General features: G+C 47.8%; 23 protein-coding genes and 2 tRNA genes. 2 read left to right on the forward strand and 23 right to left on the reverse strand.

Annotated elements, in window-relative coordinates; genetic code table 11:
- Positions 1-175: 175 nt before the first annotated feature.
- From mgtE to PBN151_RS01600, 5 genes are all read right to left on the reverse strand, one after another.
- Positions 176-1,609, reverse strand: coding sequence for a magnesium transporter (gene mgtE, locus PBN151_RS01580; RefSeq protein WP_227774287.1), 1,434 nt, complete (start codon positions 1,607-1,609; stop codon positions 176-178).
- Between the two features lie 282 nt (positions 1,610-1,891).
- A tRNA-Ser gene (locus tag PBN151_RS01585) sits at positions 1,892-1,980 on the reverse strand.
- A gap of 5 nt (positions 1,981-1,985) precedes the next feature.
- Positions 1,986-2,061: transfer RNA gene (locus tag PBN151_RS01590), tRNA-Asn, on the reverse strand.
- Positions 2,062-2,145: 84 nt separating this feature from the next.
- A complete protein-coding gene (locus PBN151_RS01595; protein WP_072727379.1) occupies positions 2,146-2,961 on the reverse strand; it encodes a uroporphyrinogen-III synthase in 816 nt (271 codons plus the stop codon).
- A gap of 93 nt (positions 2,962-3,054) precedes the next feature.
- Positions 3,055-3,534 carry a SprT family protein gene (locus PBN151_RS01600; protein WP_072727380.1) on the reverse strand — a complete coding sequence of 160 codons (480 nt, stop codon included), beginning with the start codon at positions 3,532-3,534 and terminating at the stop codon, positions 3,055-3,057.
- Positions 3,535-3,812: 278 nt separating this feature from the next.
- On the opposite strand from PBN151_RS01600, the gene cmpA reads away from it, so the two are divergent.
- On the forward strand, positions 3,813-3,932 hold the full coding sequence (gene cmpA / locus PBN151_RS30565; protein WP_021254410.1) for a cortex morphogenetic protein CmpA: 120 nt from the start codon (positions 3,813-3,815) through the stop codon (positions 3,930-3,932).
- Between the two features lie 240 nt (positions 3,933-4,172).
- On the opposite strand, the gene PBN151_RS01605 is transcribed toward cmpA, so the two are convergent.
- The 5 genes from PBN151_RS01605 to PBN151_RS01625 all read right to left on the reverse strand — a co-directional run bounded on the left by PBN151_RS01605 (position 4,173) and on the right by PBN151_RS01625 (position 10,163).
- A complete protein-coding gene (locus PBN151_RS01605; protein ID WP_370510393.1) occupies positions 4,173-6,371 on the reverse strand; it encodes a Tex family protein in 2,199 nt (732 codons plus the stop codon).
- Positions 6,372-6,665: 294 nt separating this feature from the next.
- A complete protein-coding gene (locus tag PBN151_RS01610; RefSeq protein ID WP_019422581.1) occupies positions 6,666-7,016 on the reverse strand; it encodes a type II toxin-antitoxin system PemK/MazF family toxin in 351 nt (116 codons plus the stop codon).
- A 3-nt stretch (positions 7,017-7,019) separates the two neighbouring features.
- A complete protein-coding gene (locus PBN151_RS01615; RefSeq protein ID WP_019422582.1) occupies positions 7,020-7,301 on the reverse strand; it encodes a CopG family ribbon-helix-helix protein in 282 nt (93 codons plus the stop codon).
- Positions 7,302-7,563: 262 nt separating this feature from the next.
- Positions 7,564-8,802, reverse strand: coding sequence for an alanine racemase (gene alr / locus PBN151_RS01620; RefSeq protein ID WP_315742717.1), 1,239 nt, complete (start codon positions 8,800-8,802; stop codon positions 7,564-7,566).
- A gap of 188 nt (positions 8,803-8,990) precedes the next feature.
- A complete protein-coding gene (locus PBN151_RS01625; protein WP_072727382.1) occupies positions 8,991-10,163 on the reverse strand; it encodes a LolA family protein in 1,173 nt (390 codons plus the stop codon).
- Positions 10,164-10,366: 203 nt separating this feature from the next.
- On the opposite strand from PBN151_RS01625, the gene PBN151_RS01630 reads away from it, so the two are divergent.
- Positions 10,367-11,080, forward strand: coding sequence for a M50 family metallopeptidase (locus tag PBN151_RS01630; protein ID WP_227774289.1), 714 nt, complete (start codon positions 10,367-10,369; stop codon positions 11,078-11,080).
- A gap of 65 nt (positions 11,081-11,145) precedes the next feature.
- Here PBN151_RS01630 and PBN151_RS01635 read toward each other — a convergent pair whose 3' ends face one another.
- The 13 genes from PBN151_RS01635 to PBN151_RS01695 form a co-directional block, all read right to left on the reverse strand.
- Positions 11,146-12,621: a serine hydrolase gene (locus PBN151_RS01635; RefSeq protein ID WP_072727383.1), complete on the reverse strand. Its 1,476-nt coding sequence runs from the start codon at positions 12,619-12,621 to the stop codon at positions 11,146-11,148.
- 403 nt (positions 12,622-13,024) lie between these two features.
- Positions 13,025-13,945: an N-acetylglucosamine kinase gene (locus PBN151_RS01640; RefSeq protein WP_072727384.1), complete on the reverse strand. Its 921-nt coding sequence runs from the start codon at positions 13,943-13,945 to the stop codon at positions 13,025-13,027.
- Between the two features lie 41 nt (positions 13,946-13,986).
- On the reverse strand, positions 13,987-15,129 hold the full coding sequence (locus PBN151_RS01645) for an exo-beta-N-acetylmuramidase NamZ family protein (protein WP_072727385.1): 1,143 nt from the start codon (positions 15,127-15,129) through the stop codon (positions 13,987-13,989).
- Between the two features lie 37 nt (positions 15,130-15,166).
- Positions 15,167-15,871, reverse strand: coding sequence for a PIG-L deacetylase family protein (locus PBN151_RS01650; RefSeq protein ID WP_072727386.1), 705 nt, complete (start codon positions 15,869-15,871; stop codon positions 15,167-15,169).
- 2 nt (positions 15,872-15,873) lie between these two features.
- The gene (locus PBN151_RS01655) at positions 15,874-16,842 is read right to left on the reverse strand and encodes a GNAT family N-acetyltransferase (protein ID WP_072727387.1); all 969 of its coding nucleotides are present in this window, start codon (positions 16,840-16,842) and stop codon (positions 15,874-15,876) included.
- Between the two features lie 70 nt (positions 16,843-16,912).
- Positions 16,913-17,773, reverse strand: a complete 861-nt coding sequence (locus tag PBN151_RS01660; RefSeq protein ID WP_021254303.1) for a carbohydrate ABC transporter permease — start codon at positions 17,771-17,773, stop codon at positions 16,913-16,915.
- A gap of 20 nt (positions 17,774-17,793) precedes the next feature.
- A complete protein-coding gene (locus PBN151_RS01665) occupies positions 17,794-18,696 on the reverse strand; it encodes a carbohydrate ABC transporter permease (protein ID WP_072727388.1) in 903 nt (300 codons plus the stop codon).
- 89 nt (positions 18,697-18,785) lie between these two features.
- Complete coding sequence (locus tag PBN151_RS01670; RefSeq protein ID WP_021254305.1) at positions 18,786-20,213, reverse strand: ABC transporter substrate-binding protein; 1,428 nt, start codon at positions 20,211-20,213, stop codon at positions 18,786-18,788.
- 34 nt (positions 20,214-20,247) lie between these two features.
- The gene (gene murQ / locus PBN151_RS01675) at positions 20,248-21,162 is read right to left on the reverse strand and encodes an N-acetylmuramic acid 6-phosphate etherase (protein WP_072727389.1); all 915 of its coding nucleotides are present in this window, start codon (positions 21,160-21,162) and stop codon (positions 20,248-20,250) included.
- A 197-nt stretch (positions 21,163-21,359) separates the two neighbouring features.
- Complete coding sequence (locus tag PBN151_RS01680) at positions 21,360-22,220, reverse strand: MurR/RpiR family transcriptional regulator (RefSeq protein WP_021254307.1); 861 nt, start codon at positions 22,218-22,220, stop codon at positions 21,360-21,362.
- A 196-nt stretch (positions 22,221-22,416) separates the two neighbouring features.
- Entirely contained in the window at positions 22,417-23,445 is a 1,029-nt protein-coding gene (locus tag PBN151_RS01685) for an NAD(P)H-dependent amine dehydrogenase family protein (RefSeq protein ID WP_072727390.1), read from the reverse strand.
- A gap of 96 nt (positions 23,446-23,541) precedes the next feature.
- Positions 23,542-24,384, reverse strand: coding sequence for a MerR family transcriptional regulator (locus tag PBN151_RS01690; RefSeq protein ID WP_072727391.1), 843 nt, complete (start codon positions 24,382-24,384; stop codon positions 23,542-23,544).
- Positions 24,385-24,805: 421 nt separating this feature from the next.
- The gene (locus tag PBN151_RS01695) at positions 24,806-26,632 is read right to left on the reverse strand and encodes an adenine deaminase (protein ID WP_072727392.1); all 1,827 of its coding nucleotides are present in this window, start codon (positions 26,630-26,632) and stop codon (positions 24,806-24,808) included.
- Between the last annotated feature and the right edge of the window lie 108 nt (positions 26,633-26,740).

Genomic DNA, 26,740 nt, shown 5'->3' on the forward strand with positions numbered 1-26,740 from the left:
TTTTCTCATCACCTCTCGGCGACAATTAAGAGTATATCAAACGATACGACCGTTGACAAGCCTTTTTTTAAAAAAACTTTTTTACCATATTTATGAACCGTTTTTACCTTGTCCGACGGCTATTCTCTGCACCAATTTTGGCATGGTTAATTGCTCTTATAATATGCCCGCAGCCTCAAATTAAATACGACAGGAACAAGGTGGCTGTACCGAAGTAAACCGTCAGCGAGAAGATATCATTCAATGTTGTAATAAGTGGCCCTGATGCTACAGCTGGGTCGGCGTTAAGCTTATACAGCAAGATAGGAATTGCTGTACCCGCCATTGTACCGATGATAACCGTCAGGAATAGAGAGCAGCCCACTACGAGCCCCAGCGCTAAGCTTCCCTGCCATATCCCCGCTACAAAGGCAACCGCGGTGCCGCACACCGTACCGATGATCAGACCTACGAACAATTCTCGCCACAGGAGCCTCGTAACTGTTCCCTTGTCTAAATGCTCTGACGCAAGTCCTCGTATTACTACAGCAAGTGACTGCGTGCCTGTGTTTCCTGTCATCCCTGCAATCATGGGCATGAAGAAGGTCAGCGCAACAACCTGCTGCAGCGTCCCCTCAAACCTACTAATAATGCTTCCCGACACAAGCCCAAGGAACAGAAGCATAATCAACCATGGCAAACGTCTGCGGGCGGCTGTGAAAGGGTTCGTTCGAAAGTCAATCGTCTTGTCCGTTGCCGACAACTTATTAATGTCCTCATGCGCTTCTTCCCGCAAGACGTCAATGACATCATCAACGGTTACGATCCCTAGAAGCTTGTCATCTGGATCAACAACAGGCATGGACAAGAAATCGTATTGTTCAAATAGGCGTGCCACTTCCTCCTGATCCGTATCGACGGTGACGGAAATGACCTTCTCATTCATAAGCGATTGGATGGTATCCGTCTCCGGAGCCAGCACCAATTCACGGTAAGTCAACGTACCGACCAGCCGCTTCTGTTCATTGACTACATACAGATAGTGGACGTTCTTCGTCATCTCAGCGAACGCCTTCACCTTCTCAACTGCTTCCCGCACGGTGTAACGCTCATAGAACCAGACATAGCGGTTTGTCATCAATCCGCCCGCGGTCTCCGGTTCATAAGTCATTAGGCGGCGTACTGTGTCGCTCTCCTCCCGCTCCATGAGCGAAAGCAAGAACTCCTTCTCTTCCACACTAACCGCTGCCATCATATCAGCCAAGTCGTCATTGTCCATCCGGTTCAATACTTCTGCCGCACGATTGCGGCCAAGCATCTGGAACGATTCCAATTGAAGATCCGGATTCAACTCACGGATCATCTCCGTTAGCTGACCTACTTCCAGCACCTCAAGCAGCCGAGAGCGCTGCGACAAATTCACATGCCGATATACGACCGCTAAATCATAAGGATGCCAATAGCGGAGCGCATACTTCACTTCATCAACAGAACCCTGCAAAATGAGTTCTGCCTCATCTATGATCTCATCAGTATCGTACGGTACTGTATCCTTATCCTTGCTCGAATCTGCTTTGGTTATCTTTTTCTCGTTCCATGCTTGCTTCTGCTTATCACGTTTACTTCCCATTACCTCACCCCCCACGGATAACAATCCGTATATGGTGTACTCCGCTGCTACTTCAAGCCGGTATTTGAAACCCACCATTACACTCATTAAACGCACTGAACAATTGGCGAAACAGAATGACCATCATCTGTTCACACAGAATGCCTTCATAGTGTATGAAAAAAAGCAAGGAATAACCGCGATCTCTCACAGTTACCCTTGCTTTATCCATTTGGGCGATGATGCAATTTGCAATATGTATATAACAAAAAAATCCCTTGCGGGATCTTATCTGTACCATTGTGGCGGAGAGAGAGGGATTCGAACCCTCGCGGCTGTTACACCCTAACGCTTTAGCAAAGCGCCCCCTTCGGCCTCTTGGGTACCTCTCCATAAATGGCTCCCCGAACAGGACTCGAACCTGTGACAACTCGATTAACAGTCGAGTGCTCTACCAACTGAGCTATCAGGGAATGACAAGTACTAATTTATCATGAATCCGATAGAGTGTCAACACTTTTCAAAAAATAAATGTACAATAGCAGACAAGCAGTCAATCAGTTCGCTTCAAACCAGCGTGACAAGGCAACGATTAACGCCCCCATTCGCTCCTCATCTGGAACTAACATCCGCTCTATCCCTTCATCTATCGCCGCTGCAGCTGTAACTTTGCCCACCGCCGCAAGCAGTGTTCGCTCTTGGAAGATCTGGAGCAGCTTATCCGCCATCCCTCTTTCCTTCGCATAGGCAAATAGGAACCGAAGCTGTGGAGCAGCCGTTACGGCAACTGCATCTATCTGTCCCGACAACAGCTCTGAAGTGAACTGCTCCAGTACGGCTTCATCGGGCGGAGTATGCCGGTAAGGCATCAGCTCTATAGATTGCGCACCTGCATCAGCAAGAAATGCGTTCAGGGTTGGGGCTGGATCCCCATGCAATTGCAGCGCTACTAATGAGCCGCGCCATTGTTCAGCATCATAAGAAGCCATAGCCCTTATCAGACCAAGCGTTGAGCCGTCATCATCTCGAATATCCGGGACGATGCCAAGCCGCTTCAATGCATTAACGGTTTTGTAGCCTCGTGCTGCATGCCGTATCTGCTTCAGCTTCACGAGCAGTGCCTCTTCTCTCCCCGCTTCACGCGCCGCCTCCAGCAGCTTCTCAAGCCCGATTCCTGTCGTCCAGACAGCCCACTGCACAGGTTTATCTATTACCTTGTCCACTTCTGCAGCCAGATGGTCAAAATGCTCGAACATCGTCCCTTGAGTTGGCCTTACAAGCGGTATTCCTCCCTGCTTCGCAACAAGCAATGACATCTCCTCAGCTTTGCGTGGACCTGTAATTGCAATAACCTTTCCCTCACATTTCGGCATGACAAGACCTCCCTCAGCTATCGTTTAATTGGTTCACAACGAGTACGAGTAATGCTGTATGATGAACATTATTGCTGTACGTACGGCAGTTCATTAGTTCTCCACCTGCTCGGTCATTAGCAGCATCTTCAATTTTCCGTGACAACGACCACATACATACTTACGAACATCCACCTTGCGTTTGCGCATATATGCTTGTCCGCATTGTACACATACCAAGCGGTATCGATAAGGCATTTGACGGGTGCGGGCAGCATCCGGCAGCGATTTGCAATATCTAGCCCCTCCAACTGCTTGCAGCAGCTGTCTGAAGTCTGCATCCCGATGCTTGTACCCTTTCCCTTCCAAGTGCAGATGGTAATGACAGAGCTCATGCTTAATAATACGTTCGACTTCTTCCAGGCCATTCTGCTCCAGCTGCTTCGGATTGATTTCAATATCATGCGAGCGCAGCAAGTAGCGTCCTCCTGTTGACTTCAGCCGCGAATTATAACGTGCCTTATGCCGAAAAGACTTCCCGAAATCACGGAGCGAAACATGTTCGATCCATGCTTGCAGCTGTTCATCTGACATCTTCATCCCCCTTTTGCCTCATCGTCTCAGTCTGCTATTTCTAATCCTGTTCGAGATAAGTTGCTTTCAGGGTATGCCTACATTGTAGCGGGAAAGGTTGTTCCCTACAACAACAAGAATGAAGCATAAATTCCTTTGAGATACTTGCAGAGATACTTGCAGAAATGCTTGCAAAGATACCTGCAGAGACGATTGCGGACCTGCACCAAATGCGGCCAACGCCCATATGATAGCGTTACAACGACGATTCTCTCGTCCCCGCCGAAGGAGGGATACTCATGCCGCAATGGTTATGCAATCAGCTAATGCGCGCCTTCAATAAGAAGGATCGCCGTCAAATTAAGCTATTAAATGAGTGTTGGTTTTTTTACCGTTCGAAGCCGCGTGCGCATACGTAAATGGCTCCGTACGCTGCGCAACATGCACAAGCAGAAAGTCAGGCCGTAGATCATCATCGCATATAGGCAAAAACCCCCGATTGAACGAACGGCGTCTCCTAACAAGGTGTGAGACCGTCCGACTTCCTCATCGGGGGACTTTCGTCATGCTGCAATATGCTACCGTCATGTTTCATATTTTACGATTGCATGTATTACATATATGGTTTTAATGCTTTCGTTCTATCGCTTTATCCCTCTTTACTTCGGAGCCTTCATGGTAAGACCGACCCGGCCCTTCTTCATATCCACTTGCAGTACCCATACCGTTACATTATCACCAACAGAGACAACATCAAGCGGATGCTTCACAAAACGGTCGCTAAGCTGAGAAATATGCACGAGGCCGTCATTCTTAATGCCGATATCAACAAATGCACCGAAGTCAATTACGTTGCGAACCGTTCCCTTCAGCTCCATACCAGGTTTCAAGTCCTCGATTTGGAGGACATCTGTACGGAAAATAGGCGGCGCCAACTCCTCGCGCGGGTCGCGACCCGGACGCAGCAAGCTGTCGATAATATCCTTCAGTGTAGGTGTACCTACCTCTAACTTCTCAGCCAGCTCATTTATATTCGCCCCGCTAAGTGCCTGTGTTAACGCAGCTGTCCCAATATCCTCCGTACGAAGTCCCATGAGCGCGAACAGCCGATCAACAACTCCATACGACTCTGGGTGAATCGGCGTCTTATCAAGTGGAAGATCTCCATCTGGAATACGGAGAAATCCTACACATTGCTCAAATGCCTTCGGCCCCAGACGCGGCACCTTCTGCAGCTGTTTGCGAACCGTAAATTTCCCGTTCTCTTCCCTGTACTTCACGATGTTCTTAGCCAAGGTTGCATTGATGCCTGATACATAAGACAACAAGGACGGAGAAGCCGTGTTCAAATCTACACCAACATGGTTAACTGCCGATTCCACAACGGCGCCCAAGCTCTCCTCCAGCCGCTTAGGAGCCACATCATGCTGATACTGGCCAACTCCAATAGCCTTAGGTTCAATTTTAACCAACTCCGCTAATGGATCTTGCATCCGACGAGCAATCGATACTGCACTGCGCTCTGCAACATCCAGAGAAGGAAACTCCTCTTGGGCTAGCTTAGAAGCCGAATAGACACTAGCGCCAGCCTCATTGACGATTACATATTGGATGCCAGCTCCACCGCCTGGACGGGACTTCAACCAATCTGCAACAAATTGCTCGGTCTCGCGAGAAGCGGTTCCGTTGCCGATTACGACCAACTCAACCCCATACTTGTCTGCGAGTCTGCTGAACGTCTGCTCAGCCTCTGCCACCTTATGGTGAGGGGCTGTTGGATACGTTACTGCTACCTCCAGCAGCTTGCCTGTATCATCGACCACGCACAGCTTGCAGCCTGTCCGGAAAGCGGGGTCGACACCTAATACGGTCTTCCCCTTTACTGGCGGCTGTAATAGAAGACTTCGCAAGTTCTGTGCGAATACTTGGATTGCTTGCTCCTCAGCCTTGTCAGTTAGCTCATTGCGTACATCCCGCTCAATCGACGGTGCAATTAATCGCTTATATGCATCTTCAATCGTCGCCTTCAATAAGGAAGTGACGACAGAGTCGCGTTGGATCACTTTCCGCTCCATATAAGCATGTACCTGTTCTACAGGCACATCTAACGCAACTTTCAGAATGTCCTCACGCTCACCGCGGTTAATCGCCAATATCCGATGAGAAGGCAGCCTGCGAACCGGTTCCGTGTACGCATAGTACATCTCATATACCGATTCCTGCTCTTTATCCTTCGCTTCGGTACGAATTATGCCCTGATCAAATGTAAACTTACGAACCCAGGCACGTATAGCAGGCTCATCGCCCACCATCTCCGCTATAATATCAAGCGCACCCTGCACCGCATCCTCAGCGGTTGCAACGCCCACTTCTTCATTTACGTATGAAGCGGCTTCCGCTAACGCGCTGCCTTGCTTCGGGAACGTCAGGATCCAGTTCGCCAGCGGCTCAAGCCCCCGTTCCTTCGCCACGCTTGCCCGCGTCTTCCGCTTCTGGCGATAAGGACGGTACAAATCCTCTACCTCTTGCAGCTTCGAAGCTTCTACAACTGCTTGCTGCAGACCCGCTGTCAGCTTGCCCTGCTCTGCAATCAGACGAAGCACCTCACGCTTGCGATCCTCCAGCCCACGTACATAAGAGAGCCGCTCTTCGAGTGCGCGCAACTGGTTCTCATCCAGCTCTCCAGTCATTTCCTTACGATATCGCGCAATAAATGGAATCGTATTGCCCTCATCCAATAAGCTGATAGTTGCATCTACCTGCTTCGGATTCAGTGATAATTCGCTTATAAGCTGCTTGCGCAGTCGTTTTGGCTGTTCCGCAGCCATCTGTTCTAGCAAGGGTTCCAATGCTGTCATATCGATAACGGATTCTTGTCCTGCCATTCGTTACATCCTCTCTGCAACCCGAACCCTCATCGAAGAATTCGAGATATTAGGTATCGCCGGCACTTGTCCGACATTTACGGTTTCTTAGATTGATGCCTGATCATTATGCTCTCTCTATTTTCGCAAAATTGAGCCTTATTTTCCAGCGCAAAGGTCACAAATCGTTATGATCCGATTCACAGAGGGATATAGCTGTATCCCTATTTCTGCTCATAGCAAAAAAGAACGAGGCAATCCCCGTTCTTCTCATTCTCAATATCGTATCTAGAAGTCGATCAAGCCCACACTAATTTGCAAGCCTTCATCAACCTTGCGCATCGTTTCCTCATCCAAGTGCGTTATCTTATCCGTCAAACGCTGCTTATCGATCGTACGAATCTGTTCCAGCAATATGACCGAATCACGATCAAAGCCGTGGGTTTCCGCATCGATTTCGACATGGGTCGGCAATTTCGCCTTCTGGATCTGGGCTGTAATCGCCGCAACGATCACCGTTGGACTGAATCGGTTGCCAATATCGTTCTGTATGACGAGGACAGGTCGAACCCCTCCCTGTTCCGAACCAACGACGGGCGATAAATCCGCAAAAAATACGTCGCCGCGCTTCACAATCAATGTTTACACCCCGCTAACCAAACGGCCGAGAGTGCCATCCGCATCTTCTTCCGCATAAAAAGCCTCCGATGCCATTGTGAGATTGATTTTAGCCATTTCCATATAGCCACGCTGCATCGATTCACGAATGTGCCGTTTCTTGCGCTCGTTCAAATATAATTTCATCGCTTGTCGGATAAATTCACTCCGATTGGATTTCTCCATAGCGACGATGCCGTCCACTTCTTGTAATAATTGGTCGGGCAAGCTGATCATGATCCGTTTGGTGTTCTGAATATTTGCCACCTGTCCTCGCACCCCCAAAACCTTTCCTGCCTAGTTACCATTATGTCGATTCCGTAGAAAATTTATACAAAAGAATATATATGCCCAATGCAGACGAAGTATGTTGCATCACCAACAAGTTCGTCTCAACAACATCCCCACTGAGCCTCTCCATTTCATTCGCCCTTGGGACACCAAAATCCTTCAAGTTCCGCAAAAAGTTTCGCGGTAAATGGTTCCATATGCCGAATCATCAGATGCGCGGCACTGCAACCTGCAGTATTTATCCCAGAAGGAGCGGATTCGACACCTTCACGACTTGCCCGTTGTCGATATATACGCGCGGTACACGATTCGCGATCATGCATGTGACCTCATAATGTATCGTGCCTAACCATTCTGCTACCTCGGCTGCCGTTATGCATTCCTCGCCTTGACGGCCAATGAGCACAACTTCCTCACCTGGTCCAATAGTGCTGGCAGCCTCGCCTAATGGCAGCAAAGACAGCATGCACTGATCCATACAAATAGTCCCTACTACCGGTACACGTTGCCCTCGAATGAGCATCGAGGCTTTACGCTGCAGCAAGCGTGAATAGCCGTCTGCGTAGCCTACCGGCATCGTAGCTATCCATTCACCATCTCCTGTATGGTAATTGACCCCATAGCTAACGCCCTCATTTGCAGGAAGCGGCTTGCTGTGGCTAACCGCACTCTTTAAGCTAAGAACTGGCTCTAGTGCAATGCTCTGCTGATTGACTTCAGCGGATGGATACAGTCCATACAGACTGATACCAACACGCACCATTTGATCGCTCCAACTCGGCATGTCGATCGTGGCCGCACTGTTGCTGGTATGGACGATCGGGATCGTAATCCCGTGTTCCTTCAGGACATCAACAACCGTTAGGAAACGATCACGCTGCACTTGCGCATACGACTTATCCGCCTCATCAGCTGTCGCGAAGTGAGTGAACAGCCCCTCTACCTCGACTCCTTGAATCGATCTTAACCGGTTAATCGTACGCACCGCATCCTCTGGACTGCGAATCCCAAGGCGTCCCATACCCGAATCAATCTTGACATGAACCTTCAATATGCGACCGGCGTGATTGGCAGACCATTGAGAAGCCTGCTGCTCTAAGGCCTGCACACATTCTTCTGAAAATATATTCAATGTTATATCATATCGAAATGCCGCTTCTATTGCTTCTGGCGGCGTATATCCAAGTATCAATATTGGCGTATGGATGCCTGCCTTGCGAAGCTGGATCGCTTCCTCCAAGAACGCTACATTCAAATAATCAACACCAAATTGTTCTGCGGCGCGAGACACTTCTATCGCACCATGTCCATATGCATTCGCCTTTACACATACACTTAGCTTCGTCGAAGCTGACATTGAGCTGCGAAATGCTTGCAAGTTCCGGCGCAATGCATCTAAAGAAATCTCTGCGCGCGTCGGGCGAAAATACGTATCCAAGTCAACCACCTTCACCGTCTCCTCGTCTCTCCCGTTCAATCGTCAATATCCTATGTTACTTGCCGTCAGGAAGACTGTCAACCAACGGAGACCGTGTTTACCACCCTTTTCTAAGGAAATAACCACATAGCTAGTCAGAATCTCCCGTTTCCTCTCTTGAGATACGCATAAACGCGGCCCGAATTTCATGTACATGAATACGGACCGCGTAAGTTAGATACTCTATCTTATTTTCCTGGCTGGTCGACTAATGATTGTGCAATCTTCACCATCTCAGCGGTCGGGAGATCTGAGCTGACGATGCGATATTTGACACCATCATACATCCAGGTGAGCGCCTTTTGCTCCTCGCCCGACAACTGTCCGACCGTAAAGCCAAGATTCAAGCCTTCCCCAATCGGCAGCCCTGTCTCCATATCTTTCGGACGGGATTCCATAAGGGTGAAGTTATACGTTCCTGTATATCGAATCACTACAGCATGCTCCTTGCTGTCTGGAATTGCTGGCTCATCCTTCTTCGCTACCCCCTCTGGCAAGTAGGATGGCTCAATAATTCCAAATGGCCCAAGCTCAGCCTCATCATTGCTGCGATCATTTGCTCCAGCATCAGAGCCTGTTGTCTCCGAACCTGTTCCTTCTGTCGTACCCGATGATGGCTCGGTGCTGTCTGGATGCTCCGAATTGTCAACTTGAGCATTCGTTTCCTTCGTTTCGCCTGTTGGAAGCTTATTTACCTCGACAGTCGTGTTTGGAAGCGCGGCGTTCTTCATGCTCGTCATATTGCGCTGCATATCGAAGGAATCCTGCTCGAACTTCTTGCCGAAGTCGAATTGATTGAACTTCATTTCCACAATGACCTTGGAATCTGAATCACTCACTTGTACTTGCTTCGGTGCATAGCTATCCTTGTTCAACCATATTTTCTGACGAACCAAAGAGTCAGTCTGATAATTAGCCGCCACTTCAAATACATAGTCTTCACCATCTGCTGTGAACTGGCGAGCATTGTCAGACAGGATGCTGCGTACTAACGTTTGATACAAGTACACTTGGCCTTGGTTCTCTGGCCAATCACTCTGGAAGCGGAAGATTTTATTCAAGCTTGGTGTCAGGACGAAGACGCCTTCCTTGTTGCGAAGCACAATTTGCGTAATATCCTTCTTCTCATTCTTCAGCTCAATCCGGTAGTACGACGGGTTCTGATACCATACCTCAACCCGGTATTCAAGCGGCTGCTGACCCGAGTGCAGCGTCATCGTGCCGATGCCTGCGTAGCTTTCCAATTTACTCATTACCTTGTCCAGATCTTGAACCACCGCGGTCGCATCCTTTTTGCCGCATCCAGCTACTAGGATTGCTACGCTCATCACGATGGCCAACACCCATGTGATCCGACGCATGAGATCATCCCCTCTGACATCAATATTCTTCGATTCGGTGTACTCCTCATCACTGATAACATGTCTATGTAGGAACTTGGACGATTATGCAGACTAGCATGACAAGCGTGACAAGTTATCTTTGTGAAATTTACACCCTCCGGTTCAAGGAATACACAAATTAGCGTCGAATATCATGAGAGGGAATCAAGATAAGAATATCATTGGATCGATTGCAGATTCAGGGAGTAGTGATTGACATACGATCTTGGACAAAAGTTATCTTATTTATTGTAGCTACCGCTTGCTTGACGCGGTTCATCCCGTTCTCGAGCTTCTTCCGCAATGTGGACACGTTAATTCACGAGCTGTCTCATGCCCTTATGACCCTTGTACTCTCAGGCAAAGTGATGTACATTCATTTATTCAGTAATCAGAGCGGCGTTACTTATTCTGCCTATACGTCGACGTGGAAGGCCATTCCGATCTCTCTTGCTGGATACATCGGCGCTTCGTTATTTGCTGTATTGCTGTTCTATTTGCATGCTCGCAAGCAAGAAGCCGCTGGACTGATCGCTATCGCGTCCTTAGCGCTCATCAGCTTAATTCTATTTGTCCGCAATGGGTACGGCATGATGTGGTGTGCTGGCTTCGTCATACTGACATGCCTCATCTGGAAGTTCGCACCTCCGTGGCTTCGGAGCGGCTACTATTTACTAATTGCGTTCATTTGTCTCGTGGAATCGGTCATAAGTTCCGCATACCTTGTCTACTTGTCAATGAAAATGCCTAATGGAGCAGGAGATGCTGCCAATCTTAGTCATGTTACCTATATACCATCCATCGTGTGGGCGCTACTGTTTACCGCCGTGTCACTATGGTGTGCAAGAATATCAATGGGCATCTTATTCCATGGCACTCGTAGAGGGAATCGGTAAACTTCCCAATAAGAAAGGAGCTGTCCAGCATGATGGGTATCATCCATGTCGGACAGCTCCTTCGTTTATGTAACCGCTGAGTTTTTTGTTCGTCTGAATGTAATATCTTTTGCACCGGGTTCTGTATTGAGCGGAGCACTTAGCAGAATTATATTCCCTTCCTCGTCGGCAGCAAATTTTATATTCGCTGTTACCCCTAATATTTCTGAATGTATCGTGAATACATGCTTCCCAGTCTTACTCATTCGAAAACAACCGACATGAGAAACAGCCTGAAGTCCATTCTCAACGACTTGAACCTTTACGATTCCATATCCCGGATGCTCATAGTGTCCTTCATACCTCTGGAGTGTGGTTGAAGAAACCAACACGGCCTCTCCTCTTGATGCAGCGCTTTCGGCTGCCATTTGTTTTCGTTGTGCTTCCCATTTCTGAATATCCCCACGGAGTTGTTCGCACCATTCAATAGGATCAAGATTCAAAAGCCTATCATAGACAGTCAATGCTAAAGATGTAGGAAGCATGGTACCTTGTCTGTTCGTCAGCAGAACAATGCCGATCCTTTCATCGGGTAGGAAAGAGATGTGCGAAGTAAATCCGTCGATGCCACCCCCATGCTGAAGCATGCGGTATCCACGATATGATTCGAATCCCCAACCCAATCCATAACAGCTTAATGGAAACTCCTTCTTTCCGAGCAACATGGGTGGGCAAGACATTTGTGGAGAATGTAAGGTCACAAGATTCTTCTCTGAAATAATACGCTTCCCTTTGAAAGCTCCATTTTCAAGATTAGCAATCAACCAATTACTCATGTCCATGACTGTACTATTAATAGAACCAGCAGGTCCAATCGCATCGAAATTGCGATACTCAACTTCTCGAAGCTGCCCCTCCTGTTCGATGTAGGGAACTCCCGCATTATCATGCAACTTCAACTCATTCACGGAAAAGCCGCTCTCCTTCATTTCCAGCGGTTCGAATATTCGCTCTTGAACAAGCTGTTCCCAAGTACACTCCGCTACATGCCCTGCTATATATCCAGCAGCCGTATACATAATATTGTTATACTGCCAAGTTGACCTGAAATCGACATTAGGTTCGAGGTATTTGATTCGCTTGATTATCTCCTCGCGAGTCAAGAAAGAGCCGTACCACATATTATCATGCCGCGGCAAACCGGTACGATGACACAACATGTCTCGCATCGTAATTCGCTCCGATGCCATCGAATCGTACATATCAAAGTCAGGGAGATACGTGCGCACAGGTGTATCCCATTCAAGCTTCTCATCATCTACAAGCTGAGCGGCTACCATTGCAGTAAATGCTTTCGAACAAGAGCCAATGGCAAACATCGTATTTGGTGTAACAGGTAGCTTGCGTTCCACATCCCGATAACTGAATCCTTCCGCCAAGATTATCTCTCCGTCCTTCACAATGGCGAGCGATAGACCGGGTACTTTCCATATCTCCAATTGCTCTACAATTAGTGTATCTAAGCCTAACAAGAGCTCTGTTGCCTTCTTTGTGTGAACCATGGATGTACACTCCTCTTTAGCATCAATGCAGCCTTGTCCTACTTGCTGCCACTCATGATGTTGAACAGGCTTATCCTTATTACATATTGTACTGGGTTCCACCCATTGCCGCAGTTATTATATTCCAAACTCTCCGACGATCGCTTCCTAGTAATCAAGGCACCAATTCCGGAAATGACAGCGAGCACCCCTGTGAAGATACCCCAATTAGCACGCGTATCTCCCCTGTGTTCAACCAATCCATTCGTTATGATTGATACAACAGTTTCTTATTTCTTACGTAAACATTACTTTCTTGCCAAAATAAAAATCGCGGCCGACTCGTATCTGCTCTTCATAGAAGATACGATCCACCGCGATCTTGAAAATTGATTACATATGTTTTTCTAATAAGCTCACCCTCCTAGGAGCAGGCTGCAAGCTTAGCTAATGCCATGATGACTGCGCCATGCGCAGCATCTTTCTTCGGTGTAATGCAGTCCATATTGGGATAGTGTTCTTTGAGCATGGCTATGAAGGCATCCCGCACATTGCTGTTCTTCAGCAGCACGCTTCCTGCCATAGCAACCGTTCCTGACTGCAGAGACAGCTTCTCTACAACCGGGATAACAAGTTCACAGAGAGAACTTGCCGCCTTGTGAGCAATCTCCAGAGCCGCAGAATCGCCAAGCTCACATGCCCGCGATAATATCGGAGCAAGAGCTGCAATATCCTTCTTATTCGTCTGCTTGTCGTATACGAATCGAATCAATTGCTGCGTAGACTCAATCCCCAGCTGTTCCATAACCATATCTGTAATTGGCGTTGCCGGCATGCGTCCATCATGTGCCCGTACAACGATGGACAACAAGTCACGCCCAATGCTATAACCACTGCCCTCATCATCGATGAGATGGCCGTAGCCGCCTGCGCGATGGGACTGGCCTACTTCATTTCTCCCATAGCAAATGGATCCCGTACCTGCAATAAGAATAATGCCATATTCACGATCATGGGCGCCGTACAAGGCTGTCTCTTGATCACCGGTAATGATTAGCCCACCTTCATATCCGCAATCGCGAACAATGGCTTCCAGCCGTGTTACGACTGTCGGGTTGCTGACTCCGGCTGCACCAATGCACACCTGCGCACAGTTGCCCAGCCCGCCGCATACGCTGGCGATCGTCTCAACTATTTCTTGCAAGCTTGCGCGCACACTCGCTTCATCCTGACCATTGATATTAATGGCTCCAGATGTGAAGGTATGCACGGCTGCTCCATGTTCGTCCGCTATATTTACTGCCGTCTTCGTACCGCCGCCGTCTAAGCCCGCTACGTATGTCAACGTAAGCTCACATCCTTCATCTTCCTTGTAAAGGCAGTTCTCTATTTATACAAATGATACTGCTGCTTCATGGCACTGAATTCTCTGCTCTCTTCACGGAATTGCTCCAGCATCGCTTCTACATCAAGAGATTCCTCACGATACAACTTGTCTCCGCAGAGCAAATCGATGAACGGTCTGGAATTCTCCTTCACTGGCGGCAAGAAGGTGAACTGCTCATAATTGCGCTTAATAGTGAACATAAGCTTAACTCCCGCTTCAAACGGCTGCACCGCGCGATTGTCGAGCACATGGATCTGCACCCCGCCGCATTGCTCTCCTTCGAACTTCGAGAAGGATGGCTTGAAGTATACTGGACGGAATATAATGCCCGGCAGCTTCTGACGATTCATCTCGTCTGCCAGCTTCTCTGCCTCAATGAACGGTGCACCGATCATTTCGAATGGTGCTGTCGTTCCTCTGCCTTCTGATATATTCGTTCCCTCGAATACACAAGTCCCCGGGTACAACAGTGCTGAATCATAACGTGGTAATCCCAGAGACGGCATAACCCAAGGACGCCCCGTATCCGTGAACTGCATCGACCGCTCCCAACCGTCACAACGAACGACATGAAGCTTGCAGTTCCAACCCATTTGTTCGTTCGCCATAAGAGCGACCTCTCCTGCGGTCAAACCATACCGTACCGCTAATGGATAGTTGCCGACGAAGGATTGATAGCCTGGTTTTAAGATATTCCCTTCAACCGTCGTGCCATCAAGTGGATTAATCCGATCCAGAACAACGAATTCCTTGCCTGCCTTCGCGCAATCTTCCAGCGCGTACAGCATTGTATAAATAAACGTATAATAGCGTGCACCTACATCCTGGATGTCGTATACAACCATGTCCACTTCATCCAGCATTTCTTGACTGAGTCGCTTGGAATCCTTGCGATACAAGCTGTATACCGGAACGCCTGTAAATGGATCGGTGTAAGTCTCAACCTGTGCCCCTGCAGCTAAGTCGCCACGAACGCCATGCTCCGGCGAGAACATCGCTACAAGATTGAAGTTGTCATGCATAATTTGAATCGTCGATTCGAATTGATTGTTCAATCCAGTCGGCGATGTAATGAGACCAATTCGCTTGCCTTTGAATAGCTCTGTATATTCTCCAATACAATCAATACCGTTGCGGATCATAGGTGCCTCCCTCTAAGTGCACGTTCACTTGCCAATTTTACAATTCTGATTTTCGAACACACATCGTCTCTGCCGGAACCATGAATGTTTCCGCATATTGCTTCCGTGCCTCAATACCGCGGACCCGAGCCAGGTGCTTGTAGTATTCGAGATATGGGAATGACTTGCTGCCCGTTACGAACCAATGCAAGGACACTGCCTTCACCCACAGATCGTAAGCTTCTTGCGAGAAGTCCACGTACACGTAAGGCTTATAGTCGACTGCATCCTCCCAATTTTCCGCATAATAGAGAGTAGAAGCGAAGAATGCAGGGAGCTCCCGCTCGAACGATGCCAGCCCTGCGAAGAAGCGTGCATCATTGACAATGCGATGGGTCGTCATATGATCCTTGTGCATGCTGTTTTTGAAATGCGTAATAATGATGTTCGGACGCACCTGACGAATGACATCGCAAACTCTCAAGCGCATTTCTTCATTATCCTTCAGTTCACCGTCTGGAATTTCGAATACGATCGCTTCACCGTCGAGCATTTCCGCGAATGCCTTCGCTTCGTTCACCTTCTGCTCGCGATATTCCGCCATATCTTGTCCGGCTGGAACCCCACGTTCTCCTGCTGTCAAAGCCAAAGTGACAATACGGTCGCCCTTGAGTGCGTGGCTTGCCAATACACCGCCTGCCGTCAGCTCCATATCCCCCACATGTCCACCAATTGCTAGAATCGTTCGACGCTGCTCGCTCATACCTACAACTCCTTCCTCATGATTGAAAATGATTTGACTGTCTGGAAACCTGCCTTCTCGTAAATGCGAAGCGCAGGGTTGGTACTGCCTGTGAACAACGACATATATTCCGTTCCCATGCTGCGAAATGCTTCGCAAAGCTTGAAAAACAAAATGGTTCCAAGTCCATGTCCCTCATGTCGCGGGCTTACGCCAATGCCTGCAAAATATCCCCTACCACTCTGCTGGCGAATGACCGGCCCTGCGAAGCCAACTGCTTCTCCTTGATAGGCTGCAATCACTACGGGAACACCGTTAGCAGCTGCTTGCTTAATCTCCCTGGTCCAAAATGGGTTGTGTAGTTCCTCTAGCATCGACTCGATCCCACGATGACGATTAAGGTCGACCAATTCCACCGCGTAGCCATCTGCTGCCGCTGCTAATTCTTTGCTCGTGATCTGCTCCGGAACTTCGAAGCTAGCCAATGGCAGATACATCGCTTGTTGAACCGCCCGCTCGAGGTAGCCCTCCTGCAGCAGGTAATGATAGAGTTCACTTCCGACAGGCACTCCAGGCGCATTGTTATGCTCATGCTGCGGTGTATTCGGAATATACCAAGGGAGCATCATTGGATTGAAGAACAGGATATCTGCCTGCTTCTTCCCAAGCTCACGGAAACGCCCCTCAACTGCATCCAGCATTTGTGTATAGTACTCGTCTGTACGGTAATTCCGAGACAAGATAATGCACGTAATATAGCCAGCATCGTGACCTAGCGGCAGATCATTTCCTGTACAGCCGCAAGCGAAGCCCTGCACACCGCCTTCATCATCAAGTAGAACGAATGTGTTCTCCGAATCGAAGTATGGGTTAGATTGAAATATGTCATGGAAGCTCTCTACGGTAAGCTCTTTATATCCATCGCGAACTGCCTCTTCATTCCATAATGCGATAACGTCTTCTCGATATTTGTTGTCCCATGTGATAAGCATCGCAGGACCTCCAATTAAACATTAAACCTTCATCGCAGCGATGAAGGTTCAGGATTAGATTGCAGGACTATTAGCCTTTCACCGCACCTACAGTTACACCTTGCAAGAAGTACTTCTGCAAGCTGAAGAAGAGAATAAACATAGGCAACGCTGAGATTGTAGCCCCTGCCATCATCGGCGCAAAGTAAGTCGTGTTGGCAAATCTGAAGTTTTTGAGGCCTACCTGAATCGTCTGCATATCCATTGTATTGGTAACCAAGAATGGCCAGAAGAACGTATTCCAGCTATCCATAAACGTCAGGATCGCCATTACCGCGAGTACTGTTTTAGACAAAGGCAAAATGATCTTGAAATACACTTGGAACTGGTTGCAGCCTTCAATCTTTGCACATTCCAGTACCTCATTCGGAATACTGCTCATGAACTGCTTCGAAAGGAAGATATTATATACAGTAACGAGACCAGGTAAAATCAAAGCGCTGTACGTATTTTGAATTTGGAAAATGTTAACGATTAAGATGTACAACGGCACTTGTGTTACCTGATACGGAATCATCATCGCAACGAGAAGCAATGTAAACAATGCTGTTCTGCCTTTGAACTTAATTTTGGAGAAGGCATAGCCAGCCATACTTGCAAAGAACACGTTTGATACCGTAACAACAGCCGCCACAAATAATGAGTTCAATAACCAACGCAGTGAGTATTCACTGTAATCAAAGAAGAACTTATACGATTCAAAAGATATTTTGGATGGGAAGAGCGAATAGCTCATCGCCCCAGCTTCGACGGGATCCCCAAAGGAAGAAATAAGCATAAAATAAATAGGGAAGATCGTTGCCAAAGCAAATAGTAAAAGTATGAATATGATGGCAGCGTTTCTCGTATGTTTAGCCGCCGGATTTCCATTATGCGGATTGTAAAGTGACATCGTTGGCTTCTCCCCTTTCCTTAGTACTCCACGTCTTTACCCATAAATTTGAACTGAGCGAACGATATAATAGCGATAATTCCAGCCAACACGAGAGATTGCGCTGCAGCTTTACCGAATTCAAAGTATTTGAATGCGTTGTCAAAGATGAGCAATCCGACCATTGTTGTCGAGTTGTCTGGGCCGCCGCCTGTCATCAGATAAGCGTTCTGGAATACTTGGAAAGAGCCGATAACACCGGTTACCAACAAGAACAACGTTGTTGGCTTTAAGCAAGGAATGACAATGTACCACAGCTTCTTCAGGAAAGAAGCGCCATCCAATTCTGCTGCCTCATAATAACTATCATCAATACCGAGCAATGCTGCCAAATAAATAATGATGCTTGTACCATGGCTTGCCAGCCAGGACATCAGAACCAAGGAGAACATTGAAGTCGCGCTTGAGCCGAGCCAGTTCAGATTGCTGATGCCGAACAGGCCTAACAGCTGGTTCATAATCCCGGATTCCATTGGATCGAAGATCCACAGCCACACAACGGACATCGCAACACCTGATGCAACAGCTGGCAAATAGTATACGGCCTTGAACGTCGTCTGCAGCTTCTTGCTGAGCGGCAAGATGAGAATAGCAACCGCAAACGAGATCATCAATGCAACAGGAACCGTGAGTACCGTATACACAACCGTATTCTTAATTGACTTCCAAAAGAGCGGATCTTTAAAGGAAGAAATATAGTTATCGAATCCTACCCATGTAGATCCTAGCGGTTTATAATCCTGAAAACTGATTATAAAGGCACTTACGACCGGATATGCGGTAAAGATTGCAAATACCACTAATGCAACCGCGATAAACGCATATCCCCAACCAGAATCTCCTCTAATTTTCCGTTTCTTCAACGGCTTAGCTAATTGGGCCATAATGTGAAACCCCTTTCAATACGCAATGTCATAAACATTTCCGGATAGCCGTACGTCGAATCATACGGCTATCCGAAGCTGACTTCTTCTTAGTCCTTCACAATGCCGTCTTCACCGAATGTCGAGATCGCTGCCTCTTTCACAGCATCGAACATTTTCTCCGGCGTAATTTCATTGGCAATCAAAGCTTGAAGTTTAGGGACAATGACTTCTGTTTCCATTTTGATTGCTTTTGCACCCAGATCTGATGGGATGTCTGGACGTGCAGGCGCTGCATGGCTGAGCAATGTTTGTACAGCCTTTTCATTGAACTCGTCTCTTTGAATTGGCATTTTTTCAGCTTCTTTCTTAGCTGATGCCGTGATATGTGCTGCAAAGAGATCATTGTTCGTCGTTGCTGCAACTTTACCGCTTGCAAGGAAGTACGCAGCTTTTACTACGTTCGCTTTATGCTCAGGCGTTGGTTCATTTTTACCACGGAACGTTACATAACCATCTACTGCAACAGTAGATTTCTGTTCTTGCCCCAAGAAGGTTGGAACTGGAAGAACCGTATATTGAACCGGGATGCTGCCTTTCACTTCGCTGCCATCTTTTTTCGCGATTTTTTCGTTGTTTTCGTTCGCGTTATTTTCGAAAGTTGCAAGGCCTTTACCTGTAATCATCGTTTGCCCTGTCAAGAACATGTTCCAACGCTTACCAGCGTCAACAGAGCTGAGTTCTTTCGGCATGGAGCCATCATCAATAAGTGTGCGAATATCCTTCAGTACTTCCAAGAAGTTTTTGCTTGTGTACGCATATTTCAAATCCTTATCGAATGGATCAGGCATGCCAGCATTCTTAACCAGAATACCCAAGTAATCCTTGGAAGCTACACCTGCTGTTGCAAATACGAATCCATAACGGGAAGTTTTGTCGCCTTCCTTCACGACGCCCTTCTTCACAGCTTCGCGGAATTCGTCAAATGTCCAGCCTTCTTGCTGAACTTTCTTCCAGTCGATTCCTGCCTTCTCCAAGAACTCTCTGTTACCGCCCAACGCATGTACTTCCATGTATGCCGGGAAGCCGTAAAGTCCGTTGCCGTTCTTCATGTATTCAAGTGGAATTTTGTCATAGTCAGCAATCATCTCTGGTGTAGCTGTATCCGAGATATCCATCAACATACCTTGTTGAATGTATTTTGGAATACCTGTGGAACCGATGAATGCAATATCTGGCGGGCTGCCCGCGTTAACTTGTGTATCAAGCTTCTGCGTCACATCTTCCCAGCTTGCTGGCTCAATCTTCAGCGTCAGGTCAGGGTACAACTCGCTAAATTCCTTCTCCATTTGCTTGAAGTTATCTTGGAACTTACCGGATACTGGTGGCAACAAAGCTGTAATTGTATCTTTTCCACCTTTGCCTCCGTTCGCCTGTTCTCCGGATTTTGCATCATTGGAACTTCCGCAAGCCGACAGCAAGGAAATTGCCAAGGTAAAAGCACAGATGGACGCCAATACACGCATTTTTTTTCTCATTGATAAAGCCCCCCTCAAGGATATCGAATGATTTCTATACCGCTTTTGTAAACGTGCCAATTGCTTTTTTCAAACTACCTTCACTTTGCTCTAATGCCCGTTCCGCTTCAGCTGCGTCAAGTCCTGTCTTGATCATCATGATGGCTAGCTTGCAGTTCATGGAAGCGCTTTCTAAATAGCTAGTCGCAGTCTTCGCATCAACGCCTGTAACCGCCTGGATAATCCGAACTGAACGGTCGCGCAACTTGATATTACTCGCTTTCAAGTCAACCATCAAGTTATTATAGGTCTTCCCAAGTTTAACCATCGTGCAAGTTGTCAGCATATTCAGTACCAACTTCTGGGCTGTACCCGCTTTCAATCTTGTCGATCCCATAATGACTTCCGGTCCTACAACAGGTGAGATGCATACATCGCAGACGCTCTCTATTTTGGATTGCTTGTTATTCACTACGCCGATGGTTGCCGCTCCAATTTCCCGCGCCTTTCTCAAGGCACCGATTACGAATTGTGCGCTTCCGCTCGCTGTAATGCCAACAACCGCATCCTTGTCCGTCACGCCGCATCTCTCGATTAATGCCATCCCCTCCTCTGCATCATCCTCGCAGCCTTCAACGGCCCATCTCAGTGCAGTGTCTCCCCCAGCGATATGTCCTTGCACTAGCGAAGGGTCAGTTCCGAAAGTGGGTGGACATTCTGAAGCGTCGAGGACGCCGAGTCTGCCGGAAGATCCAGCCCCGACATAGAACATTCTACCGCCATTTTTGAGCGCATTGTGCAGGGTGTCGACCGCTTTTGCAATTTGCGGAATCTCTGCTGCAACCGCTTGCGGAACTTTCGAATCTTGCTCATTCATGAGGCGCAGCATCTGATCGGTTGTGCACTCGTCTATCACTAATGTCTCTGGATTGATTTCTTCTGTCGTTAGACCCGCCAGATACTCATCCATAGCCATCCTCCTATCCTGTTTTGTATAACTTGCTTATATATCCATCTTAGACCTAAATGTTATCATGGTCAACAGTTTTTGAAATAAAATTTTATTATAAAATAAATTATTGGTGTTTTATTTTTGTTTTTCAACAAAAAAAGACACCGGCGTTCACGTGCCCTGCCGATGTCTGCCATGTTGATCTGTCCTTCGTATCAACGATGCTTGCTGGCCAAAATATTATGTGTTTTCGTCAAATACTTCTTCACATTCTTATATTCCGCACTCGCGACACCTGCAAAAAGAATATCGATAACCGTTAGCATAGCGATACGAGAACCCATCGCACCGCTGCGAATCGTAACCTCAGGCGTGGATATGCTCAGCACGATATCGGCATTATCCGCCAGCTCGCTTTTTGTATACTTCGTTATCGCAATAATACAGGCGCCATTTTTCTTGGCGATTTCCAACGAATCCAGAATATCAATCGTGTCGCCTGAATTCGAGACAAAGATCGCCACATCGCCCTTATCGAGCAGTGTAGCCGCCGTTAACTGACTATGCCCGTCCGTATACGCATGGCACATTTTGTTGATGCGCGAGAACTTCTGCTCCCCATCAATCGCAACGAGCCCTGATGCGCCAATACCGAAGAACACAACCCGATTGCTCTCGCGCAGCACCTGCACGGCACGGCCGATTTCTTTCCGGTCAATGACACAGAGCGTATCCTCGATGGATTTACTATTGTTGCGCGAAATATTAGAGATGATCGTATCTAAATCATCCCCTGGTTGAATGTCTGTATACTGATCCTTCTGCTCGTCATCCATCGATCCGATTGATGCGGAGATGCTGACGATAAAGCTGCGGTAGCCTGAATAGCCCATCGTCTTGCAGAAGCGAAGCACGGATGCATCACTGGTTTTCGTCAGCTGCGCCAAGTTCTTGATCGACAAGTGCGGTATCTCCTCTAGGTTGGCAAGTACATACTCAGCAACGATGCGTTCTACTGGCGTGAGACTATCCTTCATATCACGGATTTTGATTAAAATATTATCATGTATCGACATATGTCTATCCCTACTCGCCAAGAAATTTTATTTCGAAATAAAACAATCATTTTGGTATTATATTTTATTCTAGCTTGCATCTTGTCGGAATGCAATGACTTTCATCGCACAATTGTAAAATTTCCAAAAATTATACAGGAAATAATTACAGAACAAGGCAACAGCTTTACAGCCATTGCCTTGTTCACGATCTATATTATTTCACGTAATAATGGAGCGGATAGGTGCGATATTGTGCCGGAGGCATTTTCTCGGTCGTGTAAAAGCCCGCTGGTGACTGCAGCAGATCCGGAATGCGATTGACCACCGTTGCACAGGTAAGCTCTACGGTAGCCGGGCACGCGATCTTAACCTCTGTCTTCGGTTCACCCTTGATGATCCAGTCATTATGATCCACTTCGTCCTCCGCATATACTTTGCCGATGCATTCTGTCACGATGACCGATCCTTGATGGGTTACCGTAGTGACAACCGCGGACATACCCGTCGCGTCGCCGGCCGGAATCGTTCTGCCGAGCGTCGTCGAGTACAGATCTTTGTCATGCGTCATCGGAATCAACTGCTGATCCATCGACTTGATCGTCCAGCCGAACTGCGAGCACAGCCACTCATTGGCATTGCGCATGAAGGAAGGCAAGTCATTGTTGCTTGCAATCTTCTCTTCAAATTCCGCAAGCGTAAATCCCGCACCATGAACCTCTGCCAGTGCAATGCCGTACTCTTCCACGTTGTAGCTGGACATGCCTTCGATTCTCGTAATCTGATGCGTTGCCCCTGCCAATGTCGTGATCAAGCTGCCCCAGAATACATCCTGATACCCGGATCCCGTCAACGTGCAGTTGTTGTCCTTCGCCAGCCGATCCAACCGGCTCGTCAGCGCCGGAGAAGTCGTCCATGGATAGAAGGCCTCTTCGCATGTACTGATGGCGTTCACCCCATAACGCGCAGCAAGTTCGAATGCAGCATACGTATCTCTTAGCAAGCTCGTCGTCGCAATAATGCACACCTGCGCGTCACACTCTTTGAAAACTTCCTCTGCATCCGAGCGAACCGGTACGTTCAGCTTCACGCCGAGTCCCGCTACTTCGCCAACGTCCTTGCCGACGACGTTCGGATTCAGATCGATTGCACCAACGATTTCAGCCCCTTTTTCATACAAATATCTCAAAAAGTAAATTCCCATTTTCCCGCAGCCATATTGAATCACTCTGATTTTTTCTCGCATGTGGACAGCCTCCTTAATGGATTGTTATTAATTTCACAATCTAATGTATCTGAAATACTTGGAGCTCCTATGTCCTCATCATAAACTCTATAGCAACTATAGAGTCAATCCCTTTTGTACGGGAATCTGCAATTTCATGAACATGTTGCGCTCCTCATGATGAAATACCGGCAGTTCAACTACGACTTCGCAAATGTAATCGCCTATGATGTCGTAATCAAGCTCGCGAACGTAGGCGAGCAGCTTATTAGCGCACTCCTGCTCATCGAAGAAACTGCTGCAATAGATGCACAAATAGTCGTGCTCGGGAATCCATTCAACCCCCTCTTGCATAGCAAAGTCATCATCGACAAATAGAAATATTTCCGTGGATACGAACTCACCTCGCTTCAACCTGTCCTTGCGTATCATTGAACCGACATTGCAGAAGTATGCCATCGGCAGGTGATTCACAATTGCCTGTGTTCGCAGCTCTCGCAATATATACTCATAGGATTCCAACGTGTTCTCATAGATATTGATGCCGCTGTCATAGCAAAAGATTTTGCGTGCAGGAATGTGCTCCAGCACAATATATCCGTCTTTTGGCGCTTGGATATACGTTTCATAATTGTTGATGCTTACGTTAACTGCTCTCCTCATCTGCTCCAGTTCATTCATTTTCTGCTCAATTAGCGCCACCTGCTTCCGCAGCATTGCAGGAATCGATTCGACCTCTTCATGATCGAGCCATGCCTTGATGCTGTCCAAGGACATTCCCAGATACTTCATATAGTTGATCATGTCCAATCTTGCGCACTGCTTGATTGCATAATACCGATAACCTGTGCTTTCTTCAATAAACTCAGGCTTCAAGAGACCGAGCTTGTCATAATACCGAAGTGTTTGTACAGAGGTATGATTCAGCTCGGCCATGCGGCCGATGGATAGTTTCGTCATGACGATGCACCTCAACTAGTAAGCTATTAAACGTATCTCTATCCTCTTCGCTTCATCATGTTGATTATCCTTCTACGATCCCCACCGTTACAGCATTGGTTGTTAGCGTAAGACATTCCGTTTCTTTATCCTCCTCATGCCCACGCCTTAATCAATTTGCCCGAACTTCCATGCCTTGTTTTTATCCAGTGTAAAATTTGCGGTGTAATTTTTTTGTAAATTCCGCTCTATCCTTATCAGCCCACGCCTGTAACTTATGCAAGAATAATTGGACGATAGTAGGAGCAGCTGCAAGTGCCTCTACATGCAGTTTCCACCTTTCTAATTCGCTAATTCATAAGAAAAGATTATATAAAAAAGGCGCTTTCCGCTTGGAAAGACGCCTGACTGAAATGACTGTATATAAAGATGAATGCTAATTTTATTGCTCCACGAACAATGGCACCTGAACAAAACCTTGTTCCGTCGTTTTGATGAGACCGATATCCGACAGACGGAGCTCGGGAACGACAACAAGCGCAAGCAGCGATAAGGTCATGAACGCATAGTTCATCGTGCAGCCTGCCTTGTTCAAGGCTTCGCTAACTGCCTTTGACTGTTCCGCCACTTGCTCGAACGGCGCATTCGACATAAGGCCAGCAACGGGCAACGGCAAAGTTACGATTTCCGTCTCGGTAACGAGCGCGATACCGCCCTGCATATCGGCAACGACATTCGCTGCTTTCGCCATAAGCTCGTCGGAGTTGCCGATGACCATGACGTTATGACAATCATGTGCCACCGTCGAAGCCAACGCAGCCGGTTCCTGGAACCCTACACCGGATACGAAGCCTACTGCCTGCTTGCCCGTACCACGGTGGCGCTCGATCACGGCTAATTTACATAAATCCGCTTGATCTCGTAATGATGCGATTCCGTCTTCAACCTGCACAGACACAAGCACTTCCTTCGTGTCCACATGATTCTCCCTCACTTGAATCGAACGAGCAGTTGCAACACCGCCCGTAATCGGCGCTTGAATCACGAAGTCTTCTGCCTTTACCGGACGAGCCAAGTGTACGGATCGAATCGCTGATTCGGGATAATGGAACTCTGGAAGTTCGACGACCATTTGACCATGCTCGGCGACTACTTGTCCGGCAGCAATCGTCATGATTACATTCACGTCGGAAATATGACCGTCCAGCATAATCATGTCCGCGAACGAACCCGGTGTAATCGAACCTACATCCCGCGCCACTCCAAATCGTTCTGCCGTATTAATGGTTGCCATCTGGAATGCCGTCACAGGACGCACTCCCTGCGCAATCGCATGGCGTACAACGAAATCCATATGTCCTTCATCTACTAGCGACTCTGGACTCCGATCGTCGGTGACGAGTATCATGCGGCGCGTGTCGATATTGTGCTCAGTATGGGCCTTGATTGATTCCGCAACGTCATGCCATGCGGAACCGCGTCTCATTTTCGCATACATGCCTAGCCGCACGCGTGCGATGACATCCTCCGCATTCACGCTTTCATGGCAACCGGTAATCCCGCTGGCGGCATATGCTGGCAATCGCCAGTCTTGAACAGGCCATGTATAGTGTCCATCAGCTACTCTGCCTGCGCGCAAGGCAGCTTGAATTTCCCCAATCATTTTGTCATCGCCGAATACGACGCCCGGGAAGTTCATGACTTCGCCAAGGGCAATCATGTCCGGGCCCCACGTAAAGGCTTCCGCTACCTCGGCCGGTCCAATCGAAGCGCCTGCCGTCTCCAGCTCTGGGCCGGTAGAAGGCACGCAGGAAGCGACCTGCATGTAAGCGGCGAGTGGAGTCGTTCTCGCTTCATCGAGCATAAGCTTCAATCCCGGAAGTCCAAGAACGTTCGTAATCTCATGCGCGTCGAAAAAGCCGCCTGTCGTCCCTTTGGGCAATACAGCTCTTGCAAATTGCGTTGGCGTAATCTGGCTGCTCTCAATATGGCAATGCCCGTCAAGCAGTCCGGGCGATACATAACGGCCCTGTGCATCAATAACTTTCGTCGTGTCTCCTATAAGATGACTTGCATCCTTGCCTACAAATGCAATCCTTGAACCTTGTACACCGATGGACATATCGTCCAATATTTCTCCAGAAGTCACATTGACCAGCTTGGCATGCTGAATGACAAGCGTCGCTTTCTTATCTCCTCTTGCCGTTGCTACGAGGTCAGGCACGCATTCTGCTAGATGCGGTCTTGCAAAGAGTGATGCAAATCCCATTATGTCGATGTCTCCTTTGTAAGAAAAATATGGTTATACATGATGCCATCCTCCCATTATAGGTGATTGGGAAAATATTCTCTACAAGAAAAGACCGCAGCTAAGCTG

The organism is Paenibacillus sp. NAIST15-1, assembly GCF_001894745.1.
Classification (GTDB): domain Bacteria; phylum Bacillota; class Bacilli; order Paenibacillales; family Paenibacillaceae; genus Paenibacillus_B; species Paenibacillus_B suaedae.

Bases quoted from the DNA above. Each gene is read 5' to 3' on its own strand.
- PBN151_RS01625 (WP_072727382.1), bottom strand. From the start codon at position 10,163: ATGCGTCGGATCACATGGGTGTTGGCCATCGTGATGAGCGTAGCAATC.
- PBN151_RS01690 (WP_072727391.1), bottom strand. From the start codon at position 24,384: ATGACGAAACTATCCATCGGCCGCATGGCCGAGCTGAATCATACCTCT.
- mgtE (WP_227774287.1), bottom strand. From the start codon at position 1,609: ATGGGAAGTAAACGTGATAAGCAGAAGCAAGCATGGAACGAGAAAAAG.
- PBN151_RS01695 (WP_072727392.1), bottom strand. From the start codon at position 26,632: ATGGGATTTGCATCACTCTTTGCAAGACCGCATCTAGCAGAATGCGTG.
- PBN151_RS01670 (WP_021254305.1), bottom strand. From the start codon at position 20,213: ATGAGAAAAAAAATGCGTGTATTGGCGTCCATCTGTGCTTTTACCTTG.
- PBN151_RS01680 (WP_021254307.1), bottom strand. From the start codon at position 22,220: ATGTCGATACATGATAATATTTTAATCAAAATCCGTGATATGAAGGAT.
- cmpA (WP_021254410.1), top strand. From the start codon at position 3,813: ATGCCGCAATGGTTATGCAATCAGCTAATGCGCGCCTTCAATAAGAAG.
- PBN151_RS01655 (WP_072727387.1), bottom strand. From the start codon at position 16,842: ATGCTTATCACATGGGACAACAAATATCGAGAAGACGTTATCGCATTA.
- PBN151_RS01600 (WP_072727380.1), bottom strand. From the start codon at position 3,534: ATGTCAGATGAACAGCTGCAAGCATGGATCGAACATGTTTCGCTCCGT.
- PBN151_RS01635 (WP_072727383.1), bottom strand. From the start codon at position 12,621: ATGGTTCACACAAAGAAGGCAACAGAGCTCTTGTTAGGCTTAGATACA.
- PBN151_RS01685 (WP_072727390.1), bottom strand. From the start codon at position 23,445: ATGCGAGAAAAAATCAGAGTGATTCAATATGGCTGCGGGAAAATGGGA.
- PBN151_RS01665 (WP_072727388.1), bottom strand. From the start codon at position 18,696: ATGGCCCAATTAGCTAAGCCGTTGAAGAAACGGAAAATTAGAGGAGAT.
- PBN151_RS01605 (WP_370510393.1), bottom strand. From the start codon at position 6,371: ATGACAGCATTGGAACCCTTGCTAGAACAGATGGCTGCGGAACAGCCA.
- PBN151_RS01595 (WP_072727379.1), bottom strand. From the start codon at position 2,961: ATGCCGAAATGTGAGGGAAAGGTTATTGCAATTACAGGTCCACGCAAA.
- PBN151_RS01645 (WP_072727385.1), bottom strand. From the start codon at position 15,129: ATGATCCGCAACGGTATTGATTGTATTGGAGAATATACAGAGCTATTC.
- murQ (WP_072727389.1), bottom strand. From the start codon at position 21,162: ATGGATGAGTATCTGGCGGGTCTAACGACAGAAGAAATCAATCCAGAG.
- PBN151_RS01660 (WP_021254303.1), bottom strand. From the start codon at position 17,773: ATGTCACTTTACAATCCGCATAATGGAAATCCGGCGGCTAAACATACG.
- PBN151_RS01650 (WP_072727386.1), bottom strand. From the start codon at position 15,871: ATGAGCGAGCAGCGTCGAACGATTCTAGCAATTGGTGGACATGTGGGG.